Annotated in this window: 27 protein-coding genes; 8 read left to right on the plus strand and 19 right to left on the minus strand. The window is 65.1% G+C overall.

Annotated features, from left to right (window positions below; genetic code table 11):
- Nucleotides 1-23: 23 nt before the first annotated feature.
- From P9A17_RS28190 to P9A17_RS28250, 13 genes are all read right to left on the minus strand, one after another.
- The gene (locus P9A17_RS28190; protein ID WP_278042076.1) at nucleotides 24-308 is read right to left on the minus strand and encodes a DUF1330 domain-containing protein; all 285 of its coding nucleotides are present in this window, start codon (nucleotides 306-308) and stop codon (nucleotides 24-26) included.
- Between the two features lie 12 nt (nucleotides 309-320).
- A complete protein-coding gene (locus P9A17_RS28195) occupies nucleotides 321-512 on the minus strand; it encodes a ferredoxin (RefSeq protein WP_278042077.1) in 192 nt (63 codons plus the stop codon).
- Complete coding sequence (locus tag P9A17_RS28200) at nucleotides 509-1,792, minus strand: cytochrome P450 (protein ID WP_278042078.1); 1,284 nt, start codon at nucleotides 1,790-1,792, stop codon at nucleotides 509-511. Before P9A17_RS28200 ends, P9A17_RS28195 begins: the two co-directional genes overlap by 4 nt.
- Nucleotides 1,793-1,893: 101 nt before the next feature.
- On the minus strand, nucleotides 1,894-2,430 hold the full coding sequence (locus P9A17_RS28205; RefSeq protein WP_278042270.1) for a carboxymuconolactone decarboxylase family protein: 537 nt from the start codon (nucleotides 2,428-2,430) through the stop codon (nucleotides 1,894-1,896).
- Nucleotides 2,427-3,272, minus strand: a complete 846-nt coding sequence (locus tag P9A17_RS28210) for a TauD/TfdA family dioxygenase (RefSeq protein ID WP_278042079.1) — start codon at nucleotides 3,270-3,272, stop codon at nucleotides 2,427-2,429. The genes P9A17_RS28205 and P9A17_RS28210 overlap by 4 nt, the downstream gene beginning before the upstream one ends.
- A gap of 14 nt (nucleotides 3,273-3,286) precedes the next feature.
- Nucleotides 3,287-3,622 (minus strand): hypothetical protein, encoded by a 336-nt coding sequence (locus P9A17_RS28215; protein ID WP_278042080.1) that lies wholly within the window; start codon nucleotides 3,620-3,622, stop codon nucleotides 3,287-3,289.
- Nucleotides 3,619-4,878, minus strand: coding sequence for an aromatic ring-hydroxylating dioxygenase subunit alpha (locus tag P9A17_RS28220; protein ID WP_278042081.1), 1,260 nt, complete (start codon nucleotides 4,876-4,878; stop codon nucleotides 3,619-3,621). Before P9A17_RS28220 ends, P9A17_RS28215 begins: the two co-directional genes overlap by 4 nt.
- A gap of 36 nt (nucleotides 4,879-4,914) precedes the next feature.
- Nucleotides 4,915-5,661, minus strand: a complete 747-nt coding sequence (locus P9A17_RS28225) for an SDR family NAD(P)-dependent oxidoreductase (protein ID WP_278042082.1) — start codon at nucleotides 5,659-5,661, stop codon at nucleotides 4,915-4,917.
- Nucleotides 5,654-6,688 (minus strand): ferredoxin--NADP reductase, encoded by a 1,035-nt coding sequence (locus tag P9A17_RS28230; RefSeq protein ID WP_278042083.1) that lies wholly within the window; start codon nucleotides 6,686-6,688, stop codon nucleotides 5,654-5,656. Before P9A17_RS28230 ends, P9A17_RS28225 begins: the two co-directional genes overlap by 8 nt.
- Before the next feature lie 122 nt (nucleotides 6,689-6,810).
- Nucleotides 6,811-7,263 (minus strand): MarR family transcriptional regulator, encoded by a 453-nt coding sequence (locus tag P9A17_RS28235; protein ID WP_278042271.1) that lies wholly within the window; start codon nucleotides 7,261-7,263, stop codon nucleotides 6,811-6,813.
- Nucleotides 7,264-7,289: 26 nt separating this feature from the next.
- On the minus strand, nucleotides 7,290-8,546 hold the full coding sequence (locus P9A17_RS28240; RefSeq protein WP_278042084.1) for an amidohydrolase family protein: 1,257 nt from the start codon (nucleotides 8,544-8,546) through the stop codon (nucleotides 7,290-7,292).
- Nucleotides 8,543-8,887 carry a hypothetical protein gene (locus P9A17_RS28245; RefSeq protein ID WP_278042085.1) on the minus strand — a complete coding sequence of 115 codons (345 nt, stop codon included), beginning with the start codon at nucleotides 8,885-8,887 and terminating at the stop codon, nucleotides 8,543-8,545. Before P9A17_RS28245 ends, P9A17_RS28240 begins: the two co-directional genes overlap by 4 nt.
- A gap of 2 nt (nucleotides 8,888-8,889) precedes the next feature.
- Nucleotides 8,890-10,158: an aromatic ring-hydroxylating dioxygenase subunit alpha gene (locus tag P9A17_RS28250; RefSeq protein ID WP_278042086.1), complete on the minus strand. Its 1,269-nt coding sequence runs from the start codon at nucleotides 10,156-10,158 to the stop codon at nucleotides 8,890-8,892.
- Nucleotides 10,159-10,362: 204 nt separating this feature from the next.
- Here P9A17_RS28250 and P9A17_RS28255 point away from each other — a divergent pair, with 204 nt between their 5' ends.
- Nucleotides 10,363-11,808 carry an aldehyde dehydrogenase gene (locus P9A17_RS28255; protein ID WP_278042087.1) on the plus strand — a complete coding sequence of 482 codons (1,446 nt, stop codon included), beginning with the start codon at nucleotides 10,363-10,365 and terminating at the stop codon, nucleotides 11,806-11,808.
- Here P9A17_RS28255 and P9A17_RS28260 read toward each other — a convergent pair.
- The 3 genes from P9A17_RS28260 to P9A17_RS28270 are packed head-to-tail and all read right to left on the minus strand — an operon-like array spanning nucleotide 11,805 to nucleotide 13,725.
- On the minus strand, nucleotides 11,805-12,332 hold the full coding sequence (locus P9A17_RS28260; protein WP_278042088.1) for a carboxymuconolactone decarboxylase family protein: 528 nt from the start codon (nucleotides 12,330-12,332) through the stop codon (nucleotides 11,805-11,807). The two genes, P9A17_RS28255 and P9A17_RS28260, sit on opposite strands and share 4 nt — an antisense overlap.
- The gene (locus tag P9A17_RS28265) at nucleotides 12,329-13,165 is read right to left on the minus strand and encodes a mycofactocin-coupled SDR family oxidoreductase (protein ID WP_278042089.1); all 837 of its coding nucleotides are present in this window, start codon (nucleotides 13,163-13,165) and stop codon (nucleotides 12,329-12,331) included. Before P9A17_RS28265 ends, P9A17_RS28260 begins: the two co-directional genes overlap by 4 nt.
- Nucleotides 13,166-13,200: 35 nt before the next feature.
- Nucleotides 13,201-13,725: a hypothetical protein gene (locus tag P9A17_RS28270; protein WP_278042090.1), complete on the minus strand. Its 525-nt coding sequence runs from the start codon at nucleotides 13,723-13,725 to the stop codon at nucleotides 13,201-13,203.
- A gap of 150 nt (nucleotides 13,726-13,875) precedes the next feature.
- On the opposite strand from P9A17_RS28270, the gene P9A17_RS28275 reads away from it, so the two are divergent.
- A complete protein-coding gene (locus P9A17_RS28275; RefSeq protein ID WP_278042091.1) occupies nucleotides 13,876-14,478 on the plus strand; it encodes a TetR/AcrR family transcriptional regulator in 603 nt (200 codons plus the stop codon).
- On the opposite strand, the gene P9A17_RS28280 is transcribed toward P9A17_RS28275, so the two are convergent.
- The 3 genes from P9A17_RS28280 to P9A17_RS28290 form a co-directional block, all read right to left on the minus strand.
- Nucleotides 14,475-14,939, minus strand: a complete 465-nt coding sequence (locus tag P9A17_RS28280; RefSeq protein WP_278042092.1) for a hypothetical protein — start codon at nucleotides 14,937-14,939, stop codon at nucleotides 14,475-14,477. The genes P9A17_RS28275 and P9A17_RS28280 overlap by 4 nt on opposite strands.
- Entirely contained in the window at nucleotides 14,936-16,315 is a 1,380-nt protein-coding gene (locus P9A17_RS28285) for an aromatic ring-hydroxylating dioxygenase subunit alpha (protein WP_278042093.1), read from the minus strand. The genes P9A17_RS28280 and P9A17_RS28285 overlap by 4 nt, the downstream gene beginning before the upstream one ends.
- Nucleotides 16,316-16,475: 160 nt before the next feature.
- The gene (locus tag P9A17_RS28290) at nucleotides 16,476-17,081 is read right to left on the minus strand and encodes a TetR/AcrR family transcriptional regulator (protein WP_278042094.1); all 606 of its coding nucleotides are present in this window, start codon (nucleotides 17,079-17,081) and stop codon (nucleotides 16,476-16,478) included.
- 109 nt (nucleotides 17,082-17,190) lie between these two features.
- On the opposite strand from P9A17_RS28290, the gene P9A17_RS28295 reads away from it, so the two are divergent.
- From P9A17_RS28295 to P9A17_RS28320, 6 genes are read left to right on the plus strand one after another with little or no spacing between them, the layout of a single operon-like run.
- The gene (locus P9A17_RS28295; protein ID WP_278042095.1) at nucleotides 17,191-18,369 is read left to right on the plus strand and encodes a spirocyclase AveC family protein; all 1,179 of its coding nucleotides are present in this window, start codon (nucleotides 17,191-17,193) and stop codon (nucleotides 18,367-18,369) included.
- Nucleotides 18,370-18,391: 22 nt separating this feature from the next.
- Nucleotides 18,392-19,174, plus strand: coding sequence for a CbbQ/NirQ/NorQ/GpvN family protein (locus tag P9A17_RS28300; protein ID WP_278042096.1), 783 nt, complete (start codon nucleotides 18,392-18,394; stop codon nucleotides 19,172-19,174).
- Complete coding sequence (locus P9A17_RS28305; protein WP_278042097.1) at nucleotides 19,171-20,892, plus strand: VWA domain-containing protein; 1,722 nt, start codon at nucleotides 19,171-19,173, stop codon at nucleotides 20,890-20,892. The genes P9A17_RS28300 and P9A17_RS28305 overlap by 4 nt, the downstream gene beginning before the upstream one ends.
- Before the next feature lie 29 nt (nucleotides 20,893-20,921).
- Nucleotides 20,922-21,728: an emopamil-binding protein gene (locus P9A17_RS28310; RefSeq protein ID WP_278042098.1), complete on the plus strand. Its 807-nt coding sequence runs from the start codon at nucleotides 20,922-20,924 to the stop codon at nucleotides 21,726-21,728.
- A 53-nt stretch (nucleotides 21,729-21,781) separates the two neighbouring features.
- Complete coding sequence (locus tag P9A17_RS28315) at nucleotides 21,782-22,696, plus strand: NAD(P)-dependent oxidoreductase (RefSeq protein ID WP_278042099.1); 915 nt, start codon at nucleotides 21,782-21,784, stop codon at nucleotides 22,694-22,696.
- Nucleotides 22,696-23,439 carry a hypothetical protein gene (locus P9A17_RS28320; protein WP_278042100.1) on the plus strand — a complete coding sequence of 248 codons (744 nt, stop codon included), beginning with the start codon at nucleotides 22,696-22,698 and terminating at the stop codon, nucleotides 23,437-23,439. The genes P9A17_RS28315 and P9A17_RS28320 overlap by 1 nt, the downstream gene beginning before the upstream one ends.
- The last annotated feature ends 1 nt before the right edge of the window (nucleotide 23,440 follow it).

Below are 23,440 nucleotides of genomic sequence, written 5' to 3' on the forward strand. Positions count from 1 at the left end.
CGAACGTGCGCGTTGTTCCAGGCTCAGAAACCGGAGACGATGACCCCGTTGCAGTCGGCTGCGGCCTGGCGCAGCTTGGCGGCAGCCTGGTACTCGTCGGAGTAGTACCACTCCTTAGCGGCGTCGACGGATTCGAACTCCAGCAGCACGGTCTGGGTGCCGTGCCACTGCCCCTCGAGCGATTCGGCCGCCGGGCCGAAGGCCAACACCTTCGCGTTGCCCATGGTTTGCGACGCCAGCTTGCCGTATTCGGCCATCCCGGCGGGGTCTTTGATGTCTTCGGTGATGATCACGTAACCCTTGGCCACAATTGAACCCTCTCAGTCGATTTCGCGGATTGCTCGTTCAGGACAGTTGTCGATGGCTTCCTTGGCGGCAGTCTCGAGGTCGGCGGGCACGTCCCCGGGATCGGCCACGGCCCAGCCGTCGTCGGTCATCTCGAAAACCTCAGGACACAGCGTGAGGCACATTCCGTGGCCGGCGCAACGATCTTCGTCGACCGTGACCCTCATCGGACGTCGAACTCTAGGTGCAGCTCCGTCAGCCCGCGCAGGATGTAGGTCGGGATGTACTGGTAGCGGCGGTCGCCCCGTGGCCCGTGCATCTTCTCCGAGATCCGGATGTCGGTGGTGCGGTCGAGAAGTCGTTCCAACCCGACCCTCGTTTCGGCCCGGGCCAGCGGCGCACCGGGGCAGCTGTGGATGCCACGGCCGAACGCCAGGTGCTGACGCGCGTTCTTGCGTTCCGGGTCGAACGTGTCGGGATCTTCGAAGCGGCGCGGGTCGCGGTTGGCGGCACCGTTGATCACCATGACCGTGCAGCCGGCACCGAGCTGCTGATCGCCGACGGTCGTCGGCACCCGGGACAGCCGGAAGTCGCCCTTGACCGGGCTTTCGATACGCAGGCATTCTTCGATGAAATTGCCGAGCAGATCCCGGTTTTCGCGCAACTTGGCCTGCACCTCGGGCTGGTCGCCGATCACTTTCAGCGCGGTCGACAGCAGCCGGACAGTGGTCTCCTGTCCCGCGGAGAAGACATTGGTGGCGACGCGCACGACGTCACCGACCTCGGGCAAGGAGCCGTCCGGGAACGTCGCGGTCGCGAGTCCCGTGAGCACGTCGCCGCGCGGTTCTGCCCGACGCTCCTCGACGTAGGTCGCGAAGACGTCGTAGAGGTATTCCAGCGGCGTCTTGGTCAGCGCCTTGTCCGCGTTGCCGAGTCCGCTGCCGTGGGTGCCACGGGCGAGGCGTTCGAGTAGTTCCTCGCGGTCGCCCTCGGGCACACCGAGCAGATCGGCGATGACCTGCAGCGTGAACGGACCGGCGAAGCCCTTGATGAACTCACCTTCGCCCGGCGCCAGGAACCTGTCGAGGTTGTCGTCGGCCAGCTGCCACATCGCGTCCTCGTTCTCCTTGAGGCGCTTGGGCGTGATGAGCCGCATCAGGAGTGCGCGGTGGTCGGTGTGTGTCGGCGGGTCGAGCGTGGGCAGCTGGTCGCTGAACGGGATCTCGTCGCGGTGCTTGACGATCAGATCCGTCACATCTCCCCCTTCCATACCCTCCAGGGACACCGGGAATCCGGGGAACGGGCCCGTCACCGAGATGCACGACGAGAAGGTCTCGGAGTCGTTGTAGACGTCGACAGCTTCCTGCCAGCCCGTGACCATCGTGACCCCGTAGTGCTCCTCCTTGCTCACCGGGCACTTGTTGCGAAGCGCCTCGTAGAACGTATACGGGTCATCCGTCAGCCGGCTGTCCCTGAAGAAGTCGACCGTGGTGAGGTCTTCCGTCATGCTCACTCCGTTTCGACGATCTCTCGCGCGGCGAGAACGCGATTCTCATTATTGCGTATCAGATTTTCACACCGGCACCGCCCCGTCAACGAGAACGCGGATCAGGGCTCTTCCGGTTCGACCCCGAACACGTTCACCGCGGTCCCCAGCAGCTGGTAGCAGCCGATCGTGAAGATCAGGTCCATCACCTGGCGCTCGTCGAAGTGCCCGCGCAGTGCCGCCCATGTCGTGTCGCTGAGCGTGTTCGACCCGTCCATCTCGTCGACGGCGCGCACGACGAGCGCATCGACGTCGTCGGTCGGCTCCCCCGCCCGGATGCTGTCGATCTCGGCGAGGGTCAGCCCGGCGCGCTGCGCCAGCGGAATGTGGTGTTCCCACAGGTAGCCACACGGACGCACGTGCACCGCGCGTAGCAGCGCCACTTCACGTACCCGCGCCGACAGTGTCGAGGAGACGAGGAGGTGCGCATTGAACGTCAGGTATGCCCGCGTCAGCGCGGGATGACGAGCCAGGGTGCCGAGGACGTTGCCGGCATCGCCCGGGTTGGCTCGCTGCGGGGGCAGCAGTGGGCTCACCGCGTCTCGAACCGTGTCGTCCCAGTCCTCGGCGGGCAGCGGTTCCAGTCGCGGCGTCACTATTGAATCGGCTCGTCGCCGAGCACCGTCGTGCGCAGCATCTCCCGCTGTGAATCGGGGTCGTAGGGCGCGGCCCGGTGCAGCACGCCGTTGTTGTCCCAGATGACGGTGTCGCCGACCGACCATTTGTGGCTGTACACGAGGTCGGGCTGGGTGGCCCGGTCCAGCAGTTCGGCCAGCAGCGCCTGGCCTTCGTCGCGGTCCATGCCGACGACGTAGTGCGCCGAGATCCCAAGCACCAGCGACTTACGGCCACTGCGGTGCGTCCACACCAGCGGGTGCTCATGGGTGGGTCGCGCGCGCCAGCGGGCGAGCTCCTCCGGCGTGGGGTTCGGGTTGACCCGGCTCTGCGAGGCCTCCAGCGAGTGCACGACGCGCAACGTCGAGAAGCGTTCCTTCTCCTCGTCGCTGAACGCGTCGTAGGCGGCGTAGGAGTTGGCGAACTCCGTCTCACCACCGCGCTCGGCCACCTGAACAGCCGACAGCACCGTGGCTTTCTGGGGGCACTCGTCACCGGTCGGTGTGCAGCCGTCGATGTGCCAGTCGAACGTCGCCTTCAGGTAGGCGGCCGACTTGTTCTTCGACTTGTCCAGCGTGATCGGATAGATACCGGCGACCGGATGGTGTCCGTCCGACGAGTGATCGACCGCCCCCAAGCGGCGGCTGAACGCGACCTGCGCCTCCGGGTCCAGGCCGAGGCCGGGAAAGACGAGCACTCCGTTGGCTTCCAGCGCATCCAGCACGGCAGCGCTCAGCGAGTCATCGGTCGCCAGGCGATCGGGGTCGACACCGAGCACTTCGGCGCCGACCGACGGCGTCAGCTTGTTGATCGTCAACAGGGACATGGGATTCCGATCTCCTAGGGCACCGGCGCGCTGACGCGGTCGATGACGGCGTCGGCGGAGTCGGCGGGTTTCTGGGTACCGAAGACCTCGACAGCCATCGAGACCATGATCATGGAGTAGACGAGGTGCAGCAGGTTCAGTACGTCCTCGGGTAGCTCGTCGAGGGGGAACTTGTCGCAGTAGTCGATCGCTTCCTCGAACCGCGGCGTGAACGCGTCGTAGAACGCATGGATCTCGGGCATCGGGGTGCTCAACCGGGCTTCCCAGCGCTCGGGTTCCGTGGCCAGGCACCACTTGTCGGCGAACGATTCGAACTCGGCGAAGGGTTCGGGGAGACGGGGCACAGTCACACCCCCACCGGGGAGCGCTCGGCCTTGTACCGTTCGACCCAGTCGACGGCGACATGGTGCAGGTGCCGGACCAGGATCTCCTGGTCGTTGAGCGGGTAGTCGTCGACGACATCGTATTCGAGTGCGGCCTGGGTGCCGCCGAGCATGCCGGCGTCCTGCAGCGCGAACTCCTTGAGGACGACGGACGCGACCTCGTGCTCGACGCGTTCGCGGACGGTGCGGGCCGGGTGAAACGCGTTGTACGCCTCGAACTTGTGCGTGTTGTGCGACGTCGGCCAGTAGCGGTACAGCAGGTACCACCCGTGATAGATCAGGATCTCCAGGTTCGGGAAGATCTGGAAGTTCGTGATTCCCCACGGCTCGATGTTGCCAGGGTTCAGGCCGGCCGACTGATGGGTTTCGGGGGTCCGCCACGGGCCCACCAGCCCACTGCGCGTGGCCCTTTCAACCGGATACATGAACTCGGGGGCGAGCAGCCAGCGGCGGGTGCCCGCCGTCGACACGAGACGGTGGGGCCCGTCGATCTGAAAATGCCCGCATTCGAAGGTCGCATTGGGCTGGCGCACCTCGGTCGGCACCTGCTGCGAATGCAGCGACGGCACGTGGTAGTACTCCTGGAACGCGTCGGCGAAGATCTTCCAGTTGCTGTTGTTATGGGCGACGAAATCGTAACGCTCGGTCATCATCTCGAACGGGTAGTCGTCCAGCGCGGTGATCATCGGCCCCAGGAAGTCACGCAGCGTCTGCCGCGGTTCGGGGTCGAAGTTGATGAAGATGAAGCCGTTCCAGACGTCACACTGGACGGGCTTGAGGCCGTACTTGGCCGTGTCGAGATCGAAGAACTCGCCGGGTTGCTGCACGAACGTCAGGTCACCCTTGAGGTCGTAACGCCAACCGTGGTACTTGCACGTGAACTGACGGCACGCGCCCTTGACCTCCTCGCTGGGAAAGTCGTTCCACACCAACTTGTTCCCGCGGTGGCGGCACACGTTGTAGAACGCACGGATCTGCTGATCCTTGCCCTTCACCACGATCACCGACGTTCTGGCGGCGTCGATGTCCTTGGTCAGGTAACTCCCGACACGCGGAAGCTCTTCAACCCGTGCGACGTTGAGCCAGGCCCGTTTGAAGACCGCCTCACGCTCGAGTTCGTAGAATTCCGGCGAGATCGAGTCGCGGAACGACACCGGACCGGTGCCGAGCTCCGGATAGTGTTCCGTCCAGCTGCCCTCGGCGGGCTTGGGCCACTTAGCCATATGTGCCTCCCTGTTCGTTCTCGCGCCCGACTGTCATCACATCACCGAGCCACCGTTGACGCCCAGGGTCTGACCGGTGATGAAAGCGGCCTCGTCCGAGCACAGGAAGCCGACGGCGGCGGCGATGTCCTCGCCTGTACCCAGATGGCCGACCGGAATGCTGGCCGCCATCTGTTCGTTGGGCGGCAGGTGTCCCGCGGCCTGCGATTGGTGCTGCATCGGCGTCTCGATACCCGACGGCGGAATGTTGTTGACCGTGATGCGGTTTGGTCCGTACTCCCGGGCAAGCGATCGCGTCAGCGAGATCAGAGCACCCTTGGATGCGGCGTAGTGCGCCATCCCCGGCGAGCCCCGCTGGGCGCTCGACGACGAGATCATCACGATGCGTCCCCACCCCGCATCCAGCATGTCCGGCAGCGCGACCTGAGCGCAATGGAACGTACCGGTGAGGTTCACGTCGACCATGCGCTGCCACGACTCGGGCGAGATCTCCACAAAGGGTGCCCAGCCGACCAGGCCGGCGCTCGTCACGAGGATGTGCACCGGCCCGAGTTCGGTCCGCACCTTGGCGAACGCTTCCTCGACGGCGGCCCGGTCGGTGACGTCGGCGGCGACCCCGAGCGCGGTGACCCCCGCCGCACGCAACTCCTCGGCAACGCGTTGCGCCGCATCGCCGTTCACATCGAGCACGGCGACCCTGTGCCCCCGCCTGCCGAGTTCGTGGCAGGTCGACTCGCCCATGCCGGAGGCTCCGCCCGTCACCACTGCTACGCGCTTACTCATAAACCACGTGCACCTTCCGACTGGTGGGCAGTGACTGGCACGTCAGCACCCAACCTTCCTCGACCTCGTCCTCATCCAGCGCATCGTTGATGCGCATTCGCGCGCTACCCTCGACGACTCTCGCCATACACGTTCCGCAGGAACCGGTTTCGCAGGAAGCCGGCGCCCTCAGGCCCTTCTGCCGCGCGGTCTGAAGCAATGTGTCACCCTGCCGGTAGGCGGCAGTGACCTTCTGCCGGTCGAGTTCGATGACGATCTCATCGCAGGTCTCCTCAGCGTCATCGGTGACGCCGGGCGGCACCTCGGCGACCGTGAAGCGTTCGAGGTGCAGTCGCTGCTTCGACACACCGACCCCGAGCAGTGCGGTCTCGACGGTGTCCATAAAGGGGGCGGGTCCGCACACGTAGTAGTGGCCGGCTTCGGCCGAGGCGGCGAACGCCGTGATGGCCGATGCCGCCACGACGCCACCGTCCTCGTCGTAGTGGTGCTCGACGACCAGACGGTCCGCGTACTCCTCGATGAGTTGCGCGAGCGGTCCGGAGAAGATGACCGAATCGCGTCCGCGGTTGGCATAGAACAACTTGACCGGCCTCGCGGAATCGGCGAGGACCGTGCGCACCAGCGACATGATCGGCGTGATCCCACTACCGCCGGCGAAGGCGACGAGCGGTTCGAACTCCGAAACATCTTCGGGCAGAACGAATCTTCCCTCGGGCGGGGCGGCGTGCAGCTCGTCCCCCTCGGCCGCGGTGTCGTTGATCCAGTTCGAGACCACCCCGCCGGGGTCCCGCTTGATCGTGATCCGCAGCTCGTCTTCGACGGGCGCGGACGACATGGAGTAGCACCGCCGCAGGTCGCGTCCGTCGACGCTGACCCGCACGGTCAGAAATTGGCCGGCCTTGTAGCGGAAGTGCTGCGAACAGTGTTCGGGCACGTCCAACACCAGCGACACGGCATCGGAGGTCTCGCGCACCACGCGCTTGATGCGCAGGGGCGCGAATCCGTCCACGGTGAGTTCGTCGGCCATCCCCCGAAGAGTATCAAGTACTTGTCATTCAACTCAAGCCTCTACCCGCCGGAACTGCGTTCCCGCAGAACTTTGAGCGAGAGAGGGCCTGCCGGAATGCAATTCCGGCAGCTGCGGGTCGACTAGGGGTCGACATGGTCGGCGAAGAGTTCGTGCCCGGTCCCCTGCTCGACGACGCGACCGAGCAACTCCCGCAGGGTCTTCTGCTCGGCCTTGGACAGCACCCCGAACACCTTGTCGTGCGCTTCGATAGCGTCGTGCACGACGGCGGCGGCGACCTTACGACCCTGATCGGTGAGAAATGCCTGCAAGATCCGGCCGTGCGCCGGATTCTGCTTGCGCTCCACCAGCCCTCGCTTCTCGAGCGCGGTCAACGCCAACTGGACACCCTGGGGGGTGATCAACAGCCGCCGGGCCAGTTCGGCACCCGACAGGCCCGGCTCGTTGGACAGCTGCCGCAGGACACCGATCTGGGCGGTGCTCACGCCATGCTCACTGACAGCCTCGTTCACGCTGGTCAGCGAAAAATAGAAGGCCTGTTTAAGCAGCCAGAGGATGTTGTCGGTGAGCTCAATACCCGCCATGTCGTGCGCCTCCATGCCTAGACGCTAGCCGTCTGGCCCCCTTTATGGACCACGCCGTCCTTCATCACGAAACGCACGTCCAGTGTGGCCGCGATATCACGAGACGGATCGCCGTCCACCGCGATGACGTCGGCCAGGTAGCCGGGGGCGAGCCGCCCGAGTTCGTCGTCGGCTTCGATGAGCTCGGCGCTGGTGATCGTCGCCGCGCGCAGCGCCTGCATCGGGGTCATCCCGCGGGCGACCAGAGCGCACAACTCTTTCGCGTTCTGTCCGTGCGGGACCGCGGGAGCGTCTGTGCCGCAGGCAATGCGCACACCCGCCGCGATGGCTTTCGGCAGCATGGCCTGCGCCTGCGGAAACACCACTTCGGCCTTCTTGCGCAGCTCAGGCGCGATCCGGTCGATGGCCATCGCCTCGGTGAGGTAGGTCGTCGAGACCAGGAAGGTCCCGTGGTCGACCATCATCTGGATCGTGTCGTCGCTGGCGAGGAATCCGTGCTCGATGCAATCGATCCCGGCCCGGATGCAGGCGCGAATCGCGCTGTCCCCCACCGCATGTGCGGCGACACGGACACCGGCCCGGTGCGCCTCGTCGGCGATCGCGGCGAACTCCTCGTCCGAGTACTGCTGCGCCCCCGGCGCCGTGCTGTGCGACATGACGCCACCGGACGCGGAGACCTTGATCAGCTTGGCGCCGTGCCGGATCTGGTACCGCACGCAGGTACGGACGTCGTCGACACCGTTGGCGATGCCCTCGGCGACCGAGAGCGGCATGATCCCCGGCGCGAGCCGCTGGAACACCGTCGGATCGAGATGTCCGCCATACGGGGTGACGGCGTGCCCTGCGGGATAGATCCGCGGCCCGGCATGCCACCCCTGCTCGATGGCGCGCTGCAGCGCGACGTCGAGCAGGTAACCACCGGTCTTGACCATCAGGCCCAGATTGCGGACGGTCGTGAACCCGGCGTCCAAGGTCGTCCGCGCGTTCACCGCCCCGCGCAGCGTCCGGTACGCGGGGTCGTCCTGCACGCCGTGCATCGGGCTGGGCAGGCCCTCCGGACCGCCGGGCCCTCCGATGAGCAGGTTGAGCTCCATGTCCATCAGCCCGGGCAACAGCGTCACATCACCCAGATCGATGACCGTCGCATCCGCCGGTTCGGCGGGCGGGTTGACCGCCTGGATCCGGTTGCCCTCGATCACCAGCACTGCAGGGGCGCGGATCTCACCGGCCTCGACGTCCACCCAGCGGGCGGCCTTGACGACGGTCGTGGTCATGGGATCGGTTCGACGTCGCAGTCCAGCGACGTGGCGCCGGTGTCGGGCACCTTGGGTTGCTTCCAGCATTCAACGGGGAAGGACGCCTGGATCATCGAGTAGAGCATGTGCATCAGGTTCAGCACATCGTCGGGCAGCTCATCCAGAGAGAACTTGTCGCAGTAGGCAATTGCTTCTTCGGCACGCGCGGTGACGGCGTCGTAGAAGGCCTGCAGTTCCGGCATCGTGCTGCCCAGCCGTTTGGCGTAGCGCTCGGGTTCTGAACCCAGGCACCAGTCGGAGAACTGCTCGAGGTCGGCGAATTCCGGCGGCAGCTTGGCAACCGACGTGTCGACATCCATGCTCACACCCCTGCCGTCTTGCGCCGGTAATCGTCGACCCATGCGGCTGTCTCGGTGTGCAGATGCCGGATCAGCACTTCCTGGTCGCAGAGGACGAAATCGTCGAGGACCCGGGACTCGACCATCGACTGCGTGGCCTCAAGGGTGTTGGCGTCCTGCAACCCGTATTCCTTGAACGAGACCGCCGCGAGTTCCTGGGCGATCCGCTCACGCGGCGTGCGCGGTTGCGGGAAGTACACGGTGCCTTCGAACAGGTGCGTGTTGACCGACGTCGGCCAGTAGTGATACGTCAGGTACCAGCCCTGTCCCCAGAAGAGGATGACGAAGTTGGGGAACAGCTGGAACGAGTCCAGGCCCCAGGGATCGCATTTCGCCGGGTTCAAGCCGGGTGGCATCTCACCGAGGTCCGGTTTGTCCCACGGGCCGAAAAGCCCACTCTGGCAGATGTCTTCGATGGGCTTGCGCATCTCGTCGGCCATTTCCCAGGCCCGGATGCCCGACGTGCTGACCAACCGGTGCGGTCCTTCGATGCGGTAGTGCGGCGCCTCGAATCCCGCTTCGGCCGCGGCCTTCGAGTACGCCGTCGGCGACTGGTTCGCGTGCAATACCGGCGCGTGGTAGAACTCCTGGAACGCGTCCATGTAGAGCTTCCAGTTGGCCTTGACCTCGGACCGGTAGTGGAACCGCGATGTCATCTTGTCGAACGGATAGCCCTCGAGATCGGTGATCATCGGTCCGAGGAAGTCGCGCAGCGACTGCTCCGGTTCGTCTTTGGCGAAGTTGACGAAGATGAAGCCCTCCCACACCTCACAGTGCACGGGCACCAGCCCGTACCGGCTCTTGTCGAGGTCGAAGAACTCGCCTTCCTGCTGCACGAAGGTCAGGTTGCCGTCGAGGTCGTAGCGCCATGCGTGGTACTTGCAGGTGAACTGCCGGCACACCCCGCTGGTCTCCTCCAGCGGCATGTCGTTCCAGACGAGTTTGTTACCGCGGTGGCGGCAGATGTTGTGATAGGCCTTCACGTCACCGTTGCCGGTGCGGACCACGATGATCGACGTGTTGACGACCTTCATTTCCTTGGTGAAGTAACTACCTTTGCGTGGAATCTGTTCGACGCGGCCGACATTGAGCCAGGCGCGCTTGAACACCGCCTTGCGCTCGATCTCGTAGAACTGCGGGTCGACCGAGTCCTCGTAGGACACCGGTCCGGTTCCCAGCTGTGGGTAGTGCTCGGTCCAGCTGCCTTCTGCCGGCTTGGGAAATCGGGCCATCACGTATCTCCTCTGCCACCTCGGGGCTGCTATCACTGCTGCGCCGCCCGCATGCGAAGCGACCAGACCAGTCTCGCAGGCAAACACACAGGCGCAGCTGCCTTTTCGCCATTTCGCAGGAGACGACATTGCCGACGGTATATGGTTGATCAATCAATCGCAAGTAGTTGATATTCATTGAGGCCTATCGAGGGGAACGCGCGGGTGCGTCACGACGAGCTGTTCATCGGGGGTAGCTGGCAGACACCGAGCACCGAGGGGCGCATCGACGTCGTCTCGCCGCACACCGCGACGACGGTGGCCTCCGTGGCGGCAGCCTCACCTGCCGACGTGGACCGCGCCGTCGCCGCCGCGCGCAACGCATTCGACGATGGACCGTGGCCGCGCGCCCGCGCCGCCGAACGCATCGCGGCAATCCGCCGGCTGGCCGAGATCTACGGGGAACGGCGCGCCGACATGGCCGACCTCATCACCGCCGAGATCGGCGCCCCCATCAGTTTTGCCCAGCGCGCGCAAGTGGCACTGCCGTGGACGATGATGACGGCGTTCTGCGATCTGGCGGAGAACTACCGGTGGAGCGAGGACAGACCGGGGCGCTACGGCGCCGACATCCGCGTGCTGCGGGAGCCTGTCGGCGTCGTGGCCGCCATCGTGCCGTGGAACATGCCGCAGTTCCTGATCACCACGAAGTTGATCCCGGCGCTGCTGGCCGGATGTGCCGTGGCGCTCAAACCCGCTGCCGAATCCCCCCTCGACGCAATCCTGCTCGCGGAGATCATCGCCGAGGCGGGCCTGCCACCCGGCGTGGTCAGCGTCCTGCCCGGCGACGGCGCTCTCGGCGAGTACCTGGTGCGCCACCCCGGCGTGGACAAGGTGTCGTTCACCGGGTCGAGTGCCGCAGGCAAGGCCGTTGCGACGGCGTGCGCAGCAGACCTGAAGCGGGTGAGCCTGGAGCTCGGCGGCAAGTCCGCCGCCATCGTGCTCGACGACGCCGACCCGAATGTCGTTGCGTCCGGAGTGCGCTCGGCGAGCCTGTCCAACAGCGGGCAGATCTGCAATGCGCTGACGCGCATCCTGGTCCCGCAGTCGCGTGCCGCGGAGTTCACCGATGCGCTGGCCGCCGAGATGAGCGCGCTCATCGTCGGCGATCCGACCGACAGCGCGACCCAGGTCGGACCGCTCGTCTCGCAGCGCCAGCAGCAGCGCGTCACCGGTTACCTCGAACAGGGGGTCCGCGACGGCGCCCGGGTGGTGCTCGGCGGCCCCGGCATGCCCGACGGCATCGATCGCGGTTGGTTCGTCAAGCCCACCTTGTTCGACGGCGCCGACAACTCGATGACCATCGCACGGGAGGAGATCTTCGGTCCGGTGCTGACCGTCATCCCCTATTCCAACACCGCCGAAGCGATCCGGATCGCCAACGACTCCGACTATGGGCTGGCGGGATCGGTCTTCACCGCCGACGACGAACGCGGACTGGAGGTTGCCGCCGCGATTCGCACTGGGACGCTCGGAGTCAACCAGGGCTATCCGATGGATCCGTTCGCGCCGTTCGGTGGGGTGAAAGCGAGCGGGTACGGCCGTGAGCTCGGACCGGAAGGCATCGACAGCTACACCGAAACGAAATCCATTGCGGTAGCTGCACGTTAAGCGTCCTCGCCCTCGATCCCGAACGTCTCGATCGCCATCGCGAGTGCCCCGTAGCCGCCGGCCGTGAAGACGAGGTCCATCAGCTGCTGCTCGCTCAGATACGCACTGAGCGCACTCCAGGTCTCGTCTCCGATCACCGCTTCGCGGTGGAGTTCGTCCACCGCGGCAAGAACGCTGGCGTCGAGCCCATCGACCGCCGTGCCATTCTTGATGCCGTCCAGCTCGTCGTCGGACAGTCCCGCCCGTTTCGCCAGCGGTACATGGTGATCCCATAGATAGCGCGAGCCTCGGCACATCGCCGTGCGCAGCACGATCGTCTCGGTGATTCGCTTCGACAACGTCGTCGTCATCAGCAGGTGCATGTTGAACGTCAGGTACGCCTTCGTCAGCCGCGGATGGCGGGCGAACGTGGCCAGCATGTTGCCGACGGTGTCGGGCTGCGCGCGCTCCGGCGGCATCATCACTGACAGCGCGCGGACCACGTCGTCGTCCCACTGGTCGGCGGGCAGCGGCGTCAGCCTCATTTCAGGCAGCTGCCCAGGTCGATCGGCATCGACACCCCCGTAACGTAGCGCGAATCGTCCGACGCGAAGAACATGACGGCGTTGGTGATGTCCTCGACCTCGACCCAGGGCCGCGGCATGCTGTGGAACATCTGGCAGATCGGCGCGATGTCGTCGGGACCCGGGTTCTCCAGATCGGGACGGAAGAGCCGAAAAGTCTCGTCGTTCATCACCATCGGCGAGTTGACGTGCGTCGGGTGGACGCTGTTGACCCGGATCATGTGCGGCGCGAGTTCCACCGCGCACGACCGCATGAGCCCGACGACACCGTGTTTGGCCGAAACATATTGGCTCATCATGGGATAGGCCTTCATTCCGGCCACCGAGCTCGTCAGCACAATGGATCCGCCGCGTCCGCCGGCGACGATGTGCGGGATGCCCGCCTTCACCGTCTTCCACACACCGGTGAGGTTGATGTCCATCATGGTCTGCCACACGGCCTCGTCGAGTGTCTCGACGGTCTGCCCGCCGTTGCCGATGCCCGCATTGGCCAGGATGATGTCCAGCCGTCCCAGTTCGGCCACACCGCGGTCGACGAGCGCCTTCATCGCGTCGAAGTCGCGCACGTCGACCTCGTCGGCGACGATGCGCCGGCCCAGCGCTTCGACACGCTCCTTGGTTTCGAGCAGGTCGCCCGGTGCGGCCATCTCAAGCTGAACGTGGTCGATGTTCTTGCAGACATCGATCGCGATGATGTCCGCGCCTTCTTCGGCGAGCTTGAGCGCGTGGCTTCTCCCCTGGCCTCGTGCGGCGCCCGTGACGAAGGCAACCTTGCCCTCCACCCGACCCGGCATGGTCCTCTCCTCAATTCTGTTGCAGTGCAGCTACCTCAGAGGGTGATGCTGTGCTTCTCGAAATGCCGTGACAGCGCCTGCATGTAGCCGTCGCCGTGGAAGGGCCCCCGCGCGCCGATCGCGGCCTCCAGGAACGGGCCGTACTCCTCGTCGTTGACGTAGGTGGACCAGTGCACGATCTGGCAGTCGTCGTTGGTCTCGACGAAGCTGATCGAGTAGAAGCCCATTGTCTCGCCGGTGTTGACGTTGGTTCCCTCCCAGCGGTACCGCTGGACGAAACCGTTCTCGGCGGGCCACACCTTGAAGTCGACGGGCTTCCAGTCGGGAAACGTCACGCCGTACGCCTTCGCCTCGATCGTGGCCGCGGTGTCCCAGTGGGTCGCGACGTCTTTGAGTACCAGTTCCTGCTCGGCGACGAAGTACGGCGAGGTGTAGACGGCGTCGTCGGCGAACTCCCACTCGTCGTAGCTCTCCCCCTCCTGCACCTTCTGGAGCACGTACTTGTCGCGGTAGCTTTCGGCCATCCGGCGATGCTTGGCGATTCGCTCAACCAGATCCATTGCGTATCAGTTCCTTTCAGCAGAGGCACGGGCCTGAATCGAAGATGTCTGCTAGCTTGAATATACAGCTGTGCATTTGAGATACAAGAATGAATATATTTTGAACGGGGTGGAGCACCGGTCACCGGGCGTTGTTGGGAGAATGGCCAGATGGCGGAGCGATGGACGCGGCAGCGAAGGGTCGAACACACCCGCTCGCTGCTGCTCGACGCCGCGGAAGAAGTGGTCGCACGGCAGGGCTTCGGAGCGGCGGCACTGGAGGTCATCGCCGACGCGGCGGGCTACACCCGCGGCGCGATCTATTCGCATTTCGGCACCAAGGAGGAGCTGTTCCTCGCCGTCATGGAACGCCAACTACAACGCTTCCTCGACGGCTTCACCGACATCGTCGAATCGTTCCAGTCCCTCGACGAGATGGACGTCGACCAACTCGCCGAGCGGTGGCGCGAGCTGACGATCGGAAATCCCGATCGAGCCGCGTTGGGATACGAATTCACCCTGTTTCTGGTGCGCAATCCCGAGGCCCGCGCCCGCGTCGCCGAACAGCGCAGGCAGACTGCAGACTCACTGGCCGAGTACATCACCAGCCACGTCGACAAGATCGGTGGCCGGATGCGGGTTCCGGTCGACACCCTCGCCCGCGTCCTCATCGCCGTAAACGAAGGCGTCACGCTGGGCAGCGACATCGACGGGGTCGACTTGAGTCGACCCTTCCTCGAAATGGTCCTCGCCAACGTGGAGCCCGCCGACTAGCTCTGCGAGATGTCAACGCCTTCATATCCTTTGAGTACGTCGGCCGACGGCAGCGCCATCTGGAGGTAGACGTCGATACGGCGTACCTTGCCCTCCTCGGTGAATTCGTACACCGACAGCGAGTTCACCACGCTGTGGAAGTCACCGACGGAGCTGCGCTCCTCGAGTTCGAGGAACACGACACCACCCTTCTCGGTCACCCGTTTGAACGTGCAGTCCCAGTCGGCATTCGGCGCCCAATTGGTCAAGAAGGCCGCATACTCGGCCCAGTCCATGACTTCCTTGAAGTTGCCCACGCGGACGAAGTCGTCGGTGGCGATCAGGTCGCGCAACGGGTTCCAGCTCTCGACGGAGAAGCCCGGCGCCTTGGCGCTGTCGACGATCTGCTTGGTGGTGATCGCGTACTGCAGGACAGTTGCGGCATTCCCGCTGTGGCGTTCCAGGATCTCGTGGAGGGTCACGGGGTGGCGCCCTGGGCCGCGGCGAGGTAGCGGTCGACGACGGAGTGGTAGTGGGCGATCACCACTTCCTCTTTGACCAGCGACATGTGGTCGAGCTGCCGGTTGCGCAATCCGAGTTGCTGCCGCGGCATCTGCTCGTAATCCTGTTGCAGCGCGGTGAAGTACTTGTAATCCCCGGGCTCGGTGACGTCGATGCGTGGTGCCCTCAGTGCCTCTTTGTATTCGTCGGGCAGCCACATCACGCTGATGATGTGCCAGTAGCACTTGTTGGGATCACCGCTCTCGTGCGGTTGGGCCAAGATGACCGTCGCCTCGCCGGCCCGCACGGTCATGAAGAAGTTCGGGAACAGCACCCAGCCGTGGTTGTCGCTCATCTGCGCGTCGGTCAGCGAGCTGACGTCGAACCCCATGCCGGTCAGGGTCTCGCGGGTCGCGCGCTGCAACAGCGTCCTCGGAGTTACGCCGTCCGGAAGGATCAGTTCACCTGTGCTGTCGCGGTATTCAGCGACAAGTTCCTGAAATCTGGGCAGTACGGCCGTCACCGACGGGAACGTCTCCGGCAGGCTCATGATGCCTTCGAGCTGCTCCTCGAGACCGTACGCCTTTCCCGCCACCTCGAACGGTGCACACGAGACGCTGTGCTTGTCGAAGAACTTGTACCGCGTGGTGCTCGGATCGATCATGATCACCTGCAGCAGCTGCGGATGGATTCCGGAGATGTGGTAACCCTCCTCGAAGGCGTCCATCACCACTTTCCAGTTGCAGTCCAACGCCTCCCGCACGTCGAGGACCGTGTCCATCTCTTCGAGGCGATACGGGCTGAGGAGGTCGACGACATCCTGGCCCAGGAACTCCGCGAGTGGCGCGGCATCCGGGTCGGGGTTGACGAAGATGAAGCCGCCGAAGCACTCGACCGAGACCGGGAAGAGGCCCAGACCTTCCTTGTCGAGGGCCGTCAGGACGTTCTCTTTCTCCCGCAACACCCCCTTGAGGCGGCCTTCGAGGTCGTAGGACCACAAGTGGTACTGACAGAGCAAGCCGCGCTTGGCATTTCCCCTACCGACGCACAGCTTGTTACCGCGGTGCCGGCAGGCATTGACGAATCCGCGAACCTCGCCGTCCTTTCCCCGGACCAGGATGAAGGACTGGTCGAGTAGGCGGTATTCCATCCAGTCGCCCGAGTCGGGCAATTCCGATGCTCGTCCGGCGACCTGCCACGTCCGCAGCCAGATGCCGTCGTGTTCACGCTGGACGTACTCGGGATCGGTGTATCGGTCGGTGGTGATGTCCATCCGGTACTGGGTGAGGTCGATGTCGTCCAGACCCAATCCGGTGTCGAACCACTCCCCCGGCCGTACGGGCTGTGTCGTTGTCATGACTGCGCTGACTCCTGTGTGTCGTCTCGTGACGCCTGACACAACTATACACACGCGTATTTCACATACAAGAGTGTATTTTTCTTTGGCGAGCAGACACAAACTCACACGAAAAGGGTTGCAAACGCGCGATTTTGTGTCTGCTCGCGTGCGAGCTGGTTCAGTCGGGGAGCTTGATGACCGACGTGTACATCTCGACGATCGGCCGGTAGAGGTCGACGTCGTCGAGCGCGCTTCCCAGCACCACGGAGTCACTGGTCGCCACCAGCGCCTGGGCGAATGCCAGCGGCGGGATCATCAGGCTCGCGCCGAGCTTTTCCATCCCGTCGACGATGAACTTGGCCAGTTGATCGACCACCTCGGCCCGCTTGGCCGCGACCCGGTCGCGCGCCTCGGGGTTGCGAAGGAGGTAGAGGGTGAACTCCAGGCCCAGCGCCGCGTGCTCGGCGCCGCGGTCGACACTCAGCTGACGCCAGCGCTCGGCGATCTCGTCGAGTTCGTGGGCCCCGACCCGATTCGCACTCGACATCACCTCGGCGAAATTGTCGAAATACCGCCGCCAGTACCGGTCGCTGACAGCGAGGAAGAGGTCTTCCTTCGTGGTGAAGTGTTTGTAGATCGCGCCTTTGGTGTAGCCGGCCGTCCTCGCGATGTCATCGAGAGTCGCTGGAGTGAAACCTTTTTCGGCGAACACTTCTTCGGCGGCATCCAGCAGCACCGAACGCGTCTGCTCAAGACGTCGCTCCCGGGTCCAGCGCTCCACCATGACGGCATTCTTCCACAGGATCTGAGATACCTATTGGACACTCAGATACCAGTGGGTATATTCGCAACCGCCAGGTCGCCTGGTTCGCCGATCGTCGAGGGGATATCGAGTGAGTGAACTGTCGAAGAAGCCTGCCGTCACAGAATCACTGCGCGGGAGCACTGAGCTCGGCAACCATCGGCCGTCATCGTCGAACGCCGTCACGATCTGGGCGACCGTCGGCGCCATCTTCCTGGCGTACACGCTCTACGTGTTCATCCGCTGGATCACCGGCCCGTTCTTCGAGCCCGTGAACGGTGGGCCCACCGACCCGCCGATGTACATGAAGATCCCGTTGATGGCCAACGCCGTCGTGCTCTGGATCGGGCTGCCAGCGGCGTTGTGGTTCTTCATCATTCGGCCCTGGGTACGCGAGCGGCGCATCACCCTCGACGGCATGCTGCTCGTATCCATGGGCCTGATGATGTTCCAGGATCCGATGCTGAACTACTACAGCACCTGGTGCACGTACAACGCCTGGCTGTGGAACCGGGGCTCGTGGGCTCCGCACATCCCCGGCTGGGTGGCCCACGAAGAGCCGGGCCACACGGTGCCCGAGCCGCTGCTGACCAACATCCCCGGCTACATGTACGGCGTGCTGCTGCTGACCATCGTCGGCTGCTGGGTCATGCGCAAGATCAAGAACCGGTGGCCCGCGATCAGCAATCTGCGGCTGATTCTCATCACCTATGCGATCGCCTTCGTCTTCGACTTCGTGATGGAAGCCCTGATCATGCTGCCGATCGGGTTCTACTCCTACCCCGGGGCCATTCAGTCGTTGTCGTTCAACGCCGGCACCTACTACCAGTGGCCCGTGTACGAGGGACTCATGTGGGGCGGGGTCCAAGCGGCGTTGTGCTGCCTGCGCTTCTTCACCGACGACCGCGGAAGGACCGTCGTCGAACGGGGATTGGATCGTGTGCGCGGCGGATTCGCCAAACAACAGTTCGTCCGCTTCCTGGCGATCTTCGGCGGCGTGAGCGCCTGCTTCTTCCTGTTCTACAACGTCCCCGCGACGTGGCTCGGAATGCACGGCGATCCGTGGCCCGAAGATGTGCAGAAGCGCTCGTATTTCAACCCGGGCATCTGCGGTGAAGGGACCGATCGACCGTGCCCGAATCCTGACCTGCCGCTCCCGACGAAGCACTCGGGTTTCATCAACCACGACGGTGAGCTCGTACTGCCGGACGGCGCGACGATGCCGACCGTCGTTCCCATCCAGGGCGCGAACGGTGATGACCGTCAGTAACTTTGAGCCGGCAGCCGGCGCAATGCCCGTCCCCTTCTACCGCGCGGTCGGCGACGAGGTCGAAGTGTTCTGCGCAGCGGCCCGGCGCGGGGCTCCGGTCATGCTCAAGGGACCCACAGGCTGCGGGAAGACCCGCTTCGTCGAGGCGATGGCGCATCGACTCGGTCGGGATCTGGTCACTGTCGCCGGGCACGAGGACATGACGTCGGCGGACCTGGTGGGACGCTTCCTTCTCAAGGGCGGCGAGACGGTCTGGGTCGACGGACCGTTGACCAGAGCGGTACGCGACGGGGCGATCTGCTACCTCGACGAGATCGTCGAGGCCCGGCAGGACACCACCGTCGTCATCCACCCGCTCGCCGACCACCGGCGCGAGCTGCCCATCGATCGGCTGGGTAGGACATTGCCTGCGGCGCAGGGGTTTCAATTGGTGATCTCGTACAACCCCGGGTACCAGAGCATCCTGAAAAACCTCAAGGAGTCGACACGGCAGCGGTTCGTCGCCATCGGCCTCGACTTTCCGACCGACGACATCGAGACCGACATCGTCGCCCACGAAGCCCGCATCGATCCGGAGACCGCGCGCTCCTTGGTCACGCTCGGTGCGGCTATCCGCAATCTCGACAGCACCGCGCTCAACGAGGTCGCCTCCACCCGCATGCTGATCCTCGCGGGTGGTCTGGCCGCCGAAGGCCTCGGTCTTCGCGCCGCGGTCCAGTCGGCCGTCGTCGAGGTGCTCTCCGACGATCCCGGGGTGATCCGCGCGCTCGGTGAACTGGTCGACGCGGTCCTGCCCGCCCCGTGACCGCGGAACCTGCAGGCGCCGAACGGTTTCGGTTCCTGGCCTCCTTCGTCGCGGGCAGGCCCGTCGACGTGATCGAGGCGGCCGCCGGGCAACCCGCGTACACGAATGGCCGGGCAGTCTTTGTCTCGCGGGGCGGGTCCGCCGATCACCAGCGCCGCGAGGTGCTGGTGCAGAGTGCGTTGCTGGGATCGGGCAGTCTCGATCGACGGTTCGCGAGCCGGCTGCGGGGCCGGCCTTCGGCGGCTCGTCGCTACCTCGCGCTCGAGGGTCACCGCGTGCTGGCCGGTCTCGCGATCCGAATTGCCTTGGCTGCCGAGATCTGTCCCGATGGCGCGCCGGATACCGGGAACGCCGAGGAGTCCATCGCAGTCGCCTTGGGCCGAACGAGGATCGCCGAGCCACCGACATGGTTCGGCACCGTCAGGCCCGCCCAGCTGATGTCGTCGCCGCCCACCCGGGTGTCGGCGCCGACCGGCAGGGACCTCTACGTGAACCTGGATGACGGCGAGATGTCCGACCTCAACGACGACCTCGACGACGAGGCCGACACTCCGGAAACCGGGAGCAGAATCCTCAGATTGTTCGAGGTACCCGTCGGAGCCAAGGCCACGGCCGACTTCCTGCGCAAGATTCTCGGAAGCTCCCGGTCTTCGGGAAACGACACCGCCGGCGGCGAGTTGACGCCCGGCGCGATGAGGCGAACGCCCGCGGCAAGCATGAGCGCACGACCCCTACCGACGCCGATCCGCTTCACCGACGGCGACAGGCCAGGTGCCGCGGTCGACGTCGGCGGCGCCCTCCACCCGGAGTGGAACGCCTTCACCCACCGGTACCGGCCGGATTGGTGCCGGGTCATCGACTTTCCCGTCACCGCCGCCGTCGGTGGCACCGACAGCGGTGTTCTGCGCGACGACGTCCTGCGGCGACGACTGTCGCGGGTCGGCCTCGGGCCCACCGTGTTGCGTGCCCGCGCCGACGGTGACGACCTCGACATCGAGGCGCTGATCCAGCTTTCCGTCGATCTGCGATCCGGTCATGCAGCACCGGAGCACATTCATACGGAACGCCGCAATCGCGCACGTCACCTCGGAGTGCTCGTCCTGGTCGATGTTTCGGGCTCGGCCACCGACGGCGATTCGGAGGGCGCCACGGTCCACGACCATCAGCGCCGCGCCGCCGCCACGATCGCCGCGACGCTCGAGGAACTCGGTGACCGGGTGGCGGTGTACGGGTTCCGCTCTCAGGGCCGCAGGTCGGTACACCTGCTTGCCGTCAAGACCTTCGGCCAACGTTTCGGTGTCGCAGCCCGCAGCCGCCTCGAACACCTCCGGCCGTCGGGATACACGAGGCTCGGGACGGGCATTCGCGGCGCGGGCGAACTTCTCAAGCGGGACGCGGGGACACCCCACCGGCTACTGCTCGTCCTGTCCGACGGTTATCCGTACGACGACGGTTACGAAGGCCGGTACGCGGAAGCCGATGCCCGGCGGTCCCTCGATGAACTGCGCGCCGACGGTGTGGCGTGCCTGTGCCTGTCCATCGGCACAGCCGCCGAGTCGGACACGTTGCAACGCGTCTTCGGATCAGCGTGCCACCGCAGCGGATCGAGCTTGTCGGAGTTGAGCCCGCACATGGACGAACTGTTTCTGACCGCACTGCGGGAACTGTCCGCTCCACGACCCGCCCGGGTATATGCTCCGACCGTCAATCACAAGTAGTTGATACAGCGCGGACAGAGGATGGCGACGTGACGACGCCGAACGAACACGAAACGAACTTTGCCCAGCCGTGGGCACCGCACCGCCTGAAGATCTACACCTGGACCGGCATCTTCACCTTCGGCATGTTCCTGTTGGTGACGGTCGGGGTCAGCATCGGATTCATCGCGCCGACCTTCACGACCGATGTGGTCGTCAACTTGATCTTCGGCATCCCTGTGATGCTGCTGCCCTTCGTCATCTTGTGGAATGCACCGGGAGAGAGGCGAACCCGGCTCGACAAGGCGGCCGAGCTCACGCTCTTCTACCTGCCCTACACGGCAGGCAGCCAGATCGGCTATGAACTGATGTTTCTCGTCGGCCATCCACTCGGCCTGTGGGCGCCGACGACCGATCCCGGCTGGAAATGGTTGTGGTGGCAGTACGGCCTTGCCGACACCCGCTACGTCAGCGGCAATCCGTGGATCTTCGCGCTGGAGATCGTCGGTGTGCTGACCGGGGCCACCGTCTTCGTCATGTGGACCCGACTGGTCAAGACCGGACTGCCGGACGAGTCGCGCATCCGCTGCCTGTGGATCACCTTCGCCGGGTGCGCGATTCTGATGAGCAGCACCGCGGTCTACTTCCTGGCCGAGGTCGGCGCCGGCTTCAGCAACATCGGTCAGGGCGCCTTCGGTCTCGGGTTCAAATTCATCGGCGAGAACATCCCGTTCATCGTGTTGCCGCCACTGGTGCTGTATTCGATCCATCTCCAGATCGACTACCTGACACGTCGTGCAGGCGCGCGGGCCGCATCGCTCACCGCACAGGCGGCACCAGGATCCGCAGCCCGCTGAAACTCTGACATCGCCGCCTCCGAACATGATTCAAGGGCCGAAAGGAGGTCCGCATGCTGCATGGAGAGAAGATCCTGATCACCGGGGCCACCGGCAAGATCGCGTTTCCGATCGCGCGCGCCCTGGCTCCGCACAACGAGGTGTGGGGCGCGGCCCGGCTGCGCGACCCGGCCGATCGCGACAAGCTGTCGGATGTGGGGGTGACACCGATCGCCCTCGATGTGAGCACCGGCGACTTCTCCTGCATTCCGGACGATTTCGGCTACGTGTTCCACGCGGCGGTCGATCCGGGAACGGGGACCTGGCAACAGACCGTGGAAACCAACGCGCACAACTCCGGGGAGCTGCTCTTCCACTGTCGCGCCGCCAAAGGGTTCGTGCTGTGCTCGACGGGCTCGATCTACGGGTACCAGGGCAGGCGCCCGCTCACCGAGGAAGACCCGCCCGGTGTGCCGTTGCGCGCCAACTACAGCTTCTCGAAGGTCGCCGCCGAAGCGCTGTGCAGCTGGATCTCGCGGCGTCACGGTATCCCGTTGACGATCATCCGGATCTGCTCGACGTACGGCCCCGAGGGCGGCGCGGCCGCCGACCGCCTCGATGCGATCCTGGCGCGCAAGCCCATTCGGCTGCATCCCGACGCACCGAACAACTACAACCCGATCTACGAGGACGACTATGTCGCGCTGGGCATCCGGGCGATGGAAGTCGCGACGTCGCCGCCCCAGGTGGTGAATTGGGCGGGCAGCGAGACCGTCAGCGTCGAGGAGTACTGCGCCTACCTGGGGCAACTCGTCGGAGTGGAGCCCGTCTTCGAATACACCGCAGAAGCCCACACGCCGCTGTGGCCCGACGTGAGCCATATGCACGAAGTCCTCGGCAGGACGAAAGTGCCTTGGCGAGAAGGTTTTCGGAGGATGGTCGCCGCCCGCTATCCTCACCTCGTCCTTGCCGGGTCGGGCCACGAGTGATGCAACTTCCAGGGACCCCGTCCGACGACGTCGACGGAGTGCTCGCCGCCGGCCGCGGTGACATCAGCACCCTGTTCGTGTCGATGGCCACCCGTCACCCCGAGGGCCGCGACGCGGACTACCTGCGGTGGCACACCCTGGACCACCGGCCCGAACAGCATCGACTCGCGGCGGTCCGCGCATCTCTGCGGCTGGTGTCGACATCGGAATGCCGGGAGGCGCGACTGCCCGGCGATGCACGGTTCGACAGCATCGACCATGTGATGACGTATTTTTTCAGCGACCCCGCCGGACTCGTCGCGTTCAACGAGCTCTCCATCGCGCTCGGAGACGCGGGTCGCAAGATCGCGTTGCTTCCGCCGGTCGACCGTGGCGTGTACGCGGTGCAGAGCAAGGCGGCAGCGCCCCGGGTCAAGGTCGGTGCCGATGTGTTGCCCTGGTGGCCGGTGCGCGGCGTCGTCGCCCTGCTCGAACGCGAGTCGCTCGATGCGGCACCGCTTCTCGACGTCGACGGTGTTGCCGGTGTGTGGTCGGCCTCGACGCTGTGTGTGGATGCCGAACTTGCCAGCGCGAAAAGCGGCCAGCACCTGACGTATTGCTTCCTCGACGACGACCCCGTAACGGTCGCGCGGCGGATGGCTCCGGTGCTCACCCGCCGCTGGGAAGACGCCGGGACGCAGCCGCTGCTGGCCGCGCCGTTCTACCCGGTGATCCCGCACGAATGGGACCGGCATGTGCCGTGAC

Source organism: Mycobacterium sp. 236(2023) (assembly GCF_029623955.1).
Lineage (GTDB): Bacteria > Actinomycetota > Actinomycetes > Mycobacteriales > Mycobacteriaceae > Mycobacterium.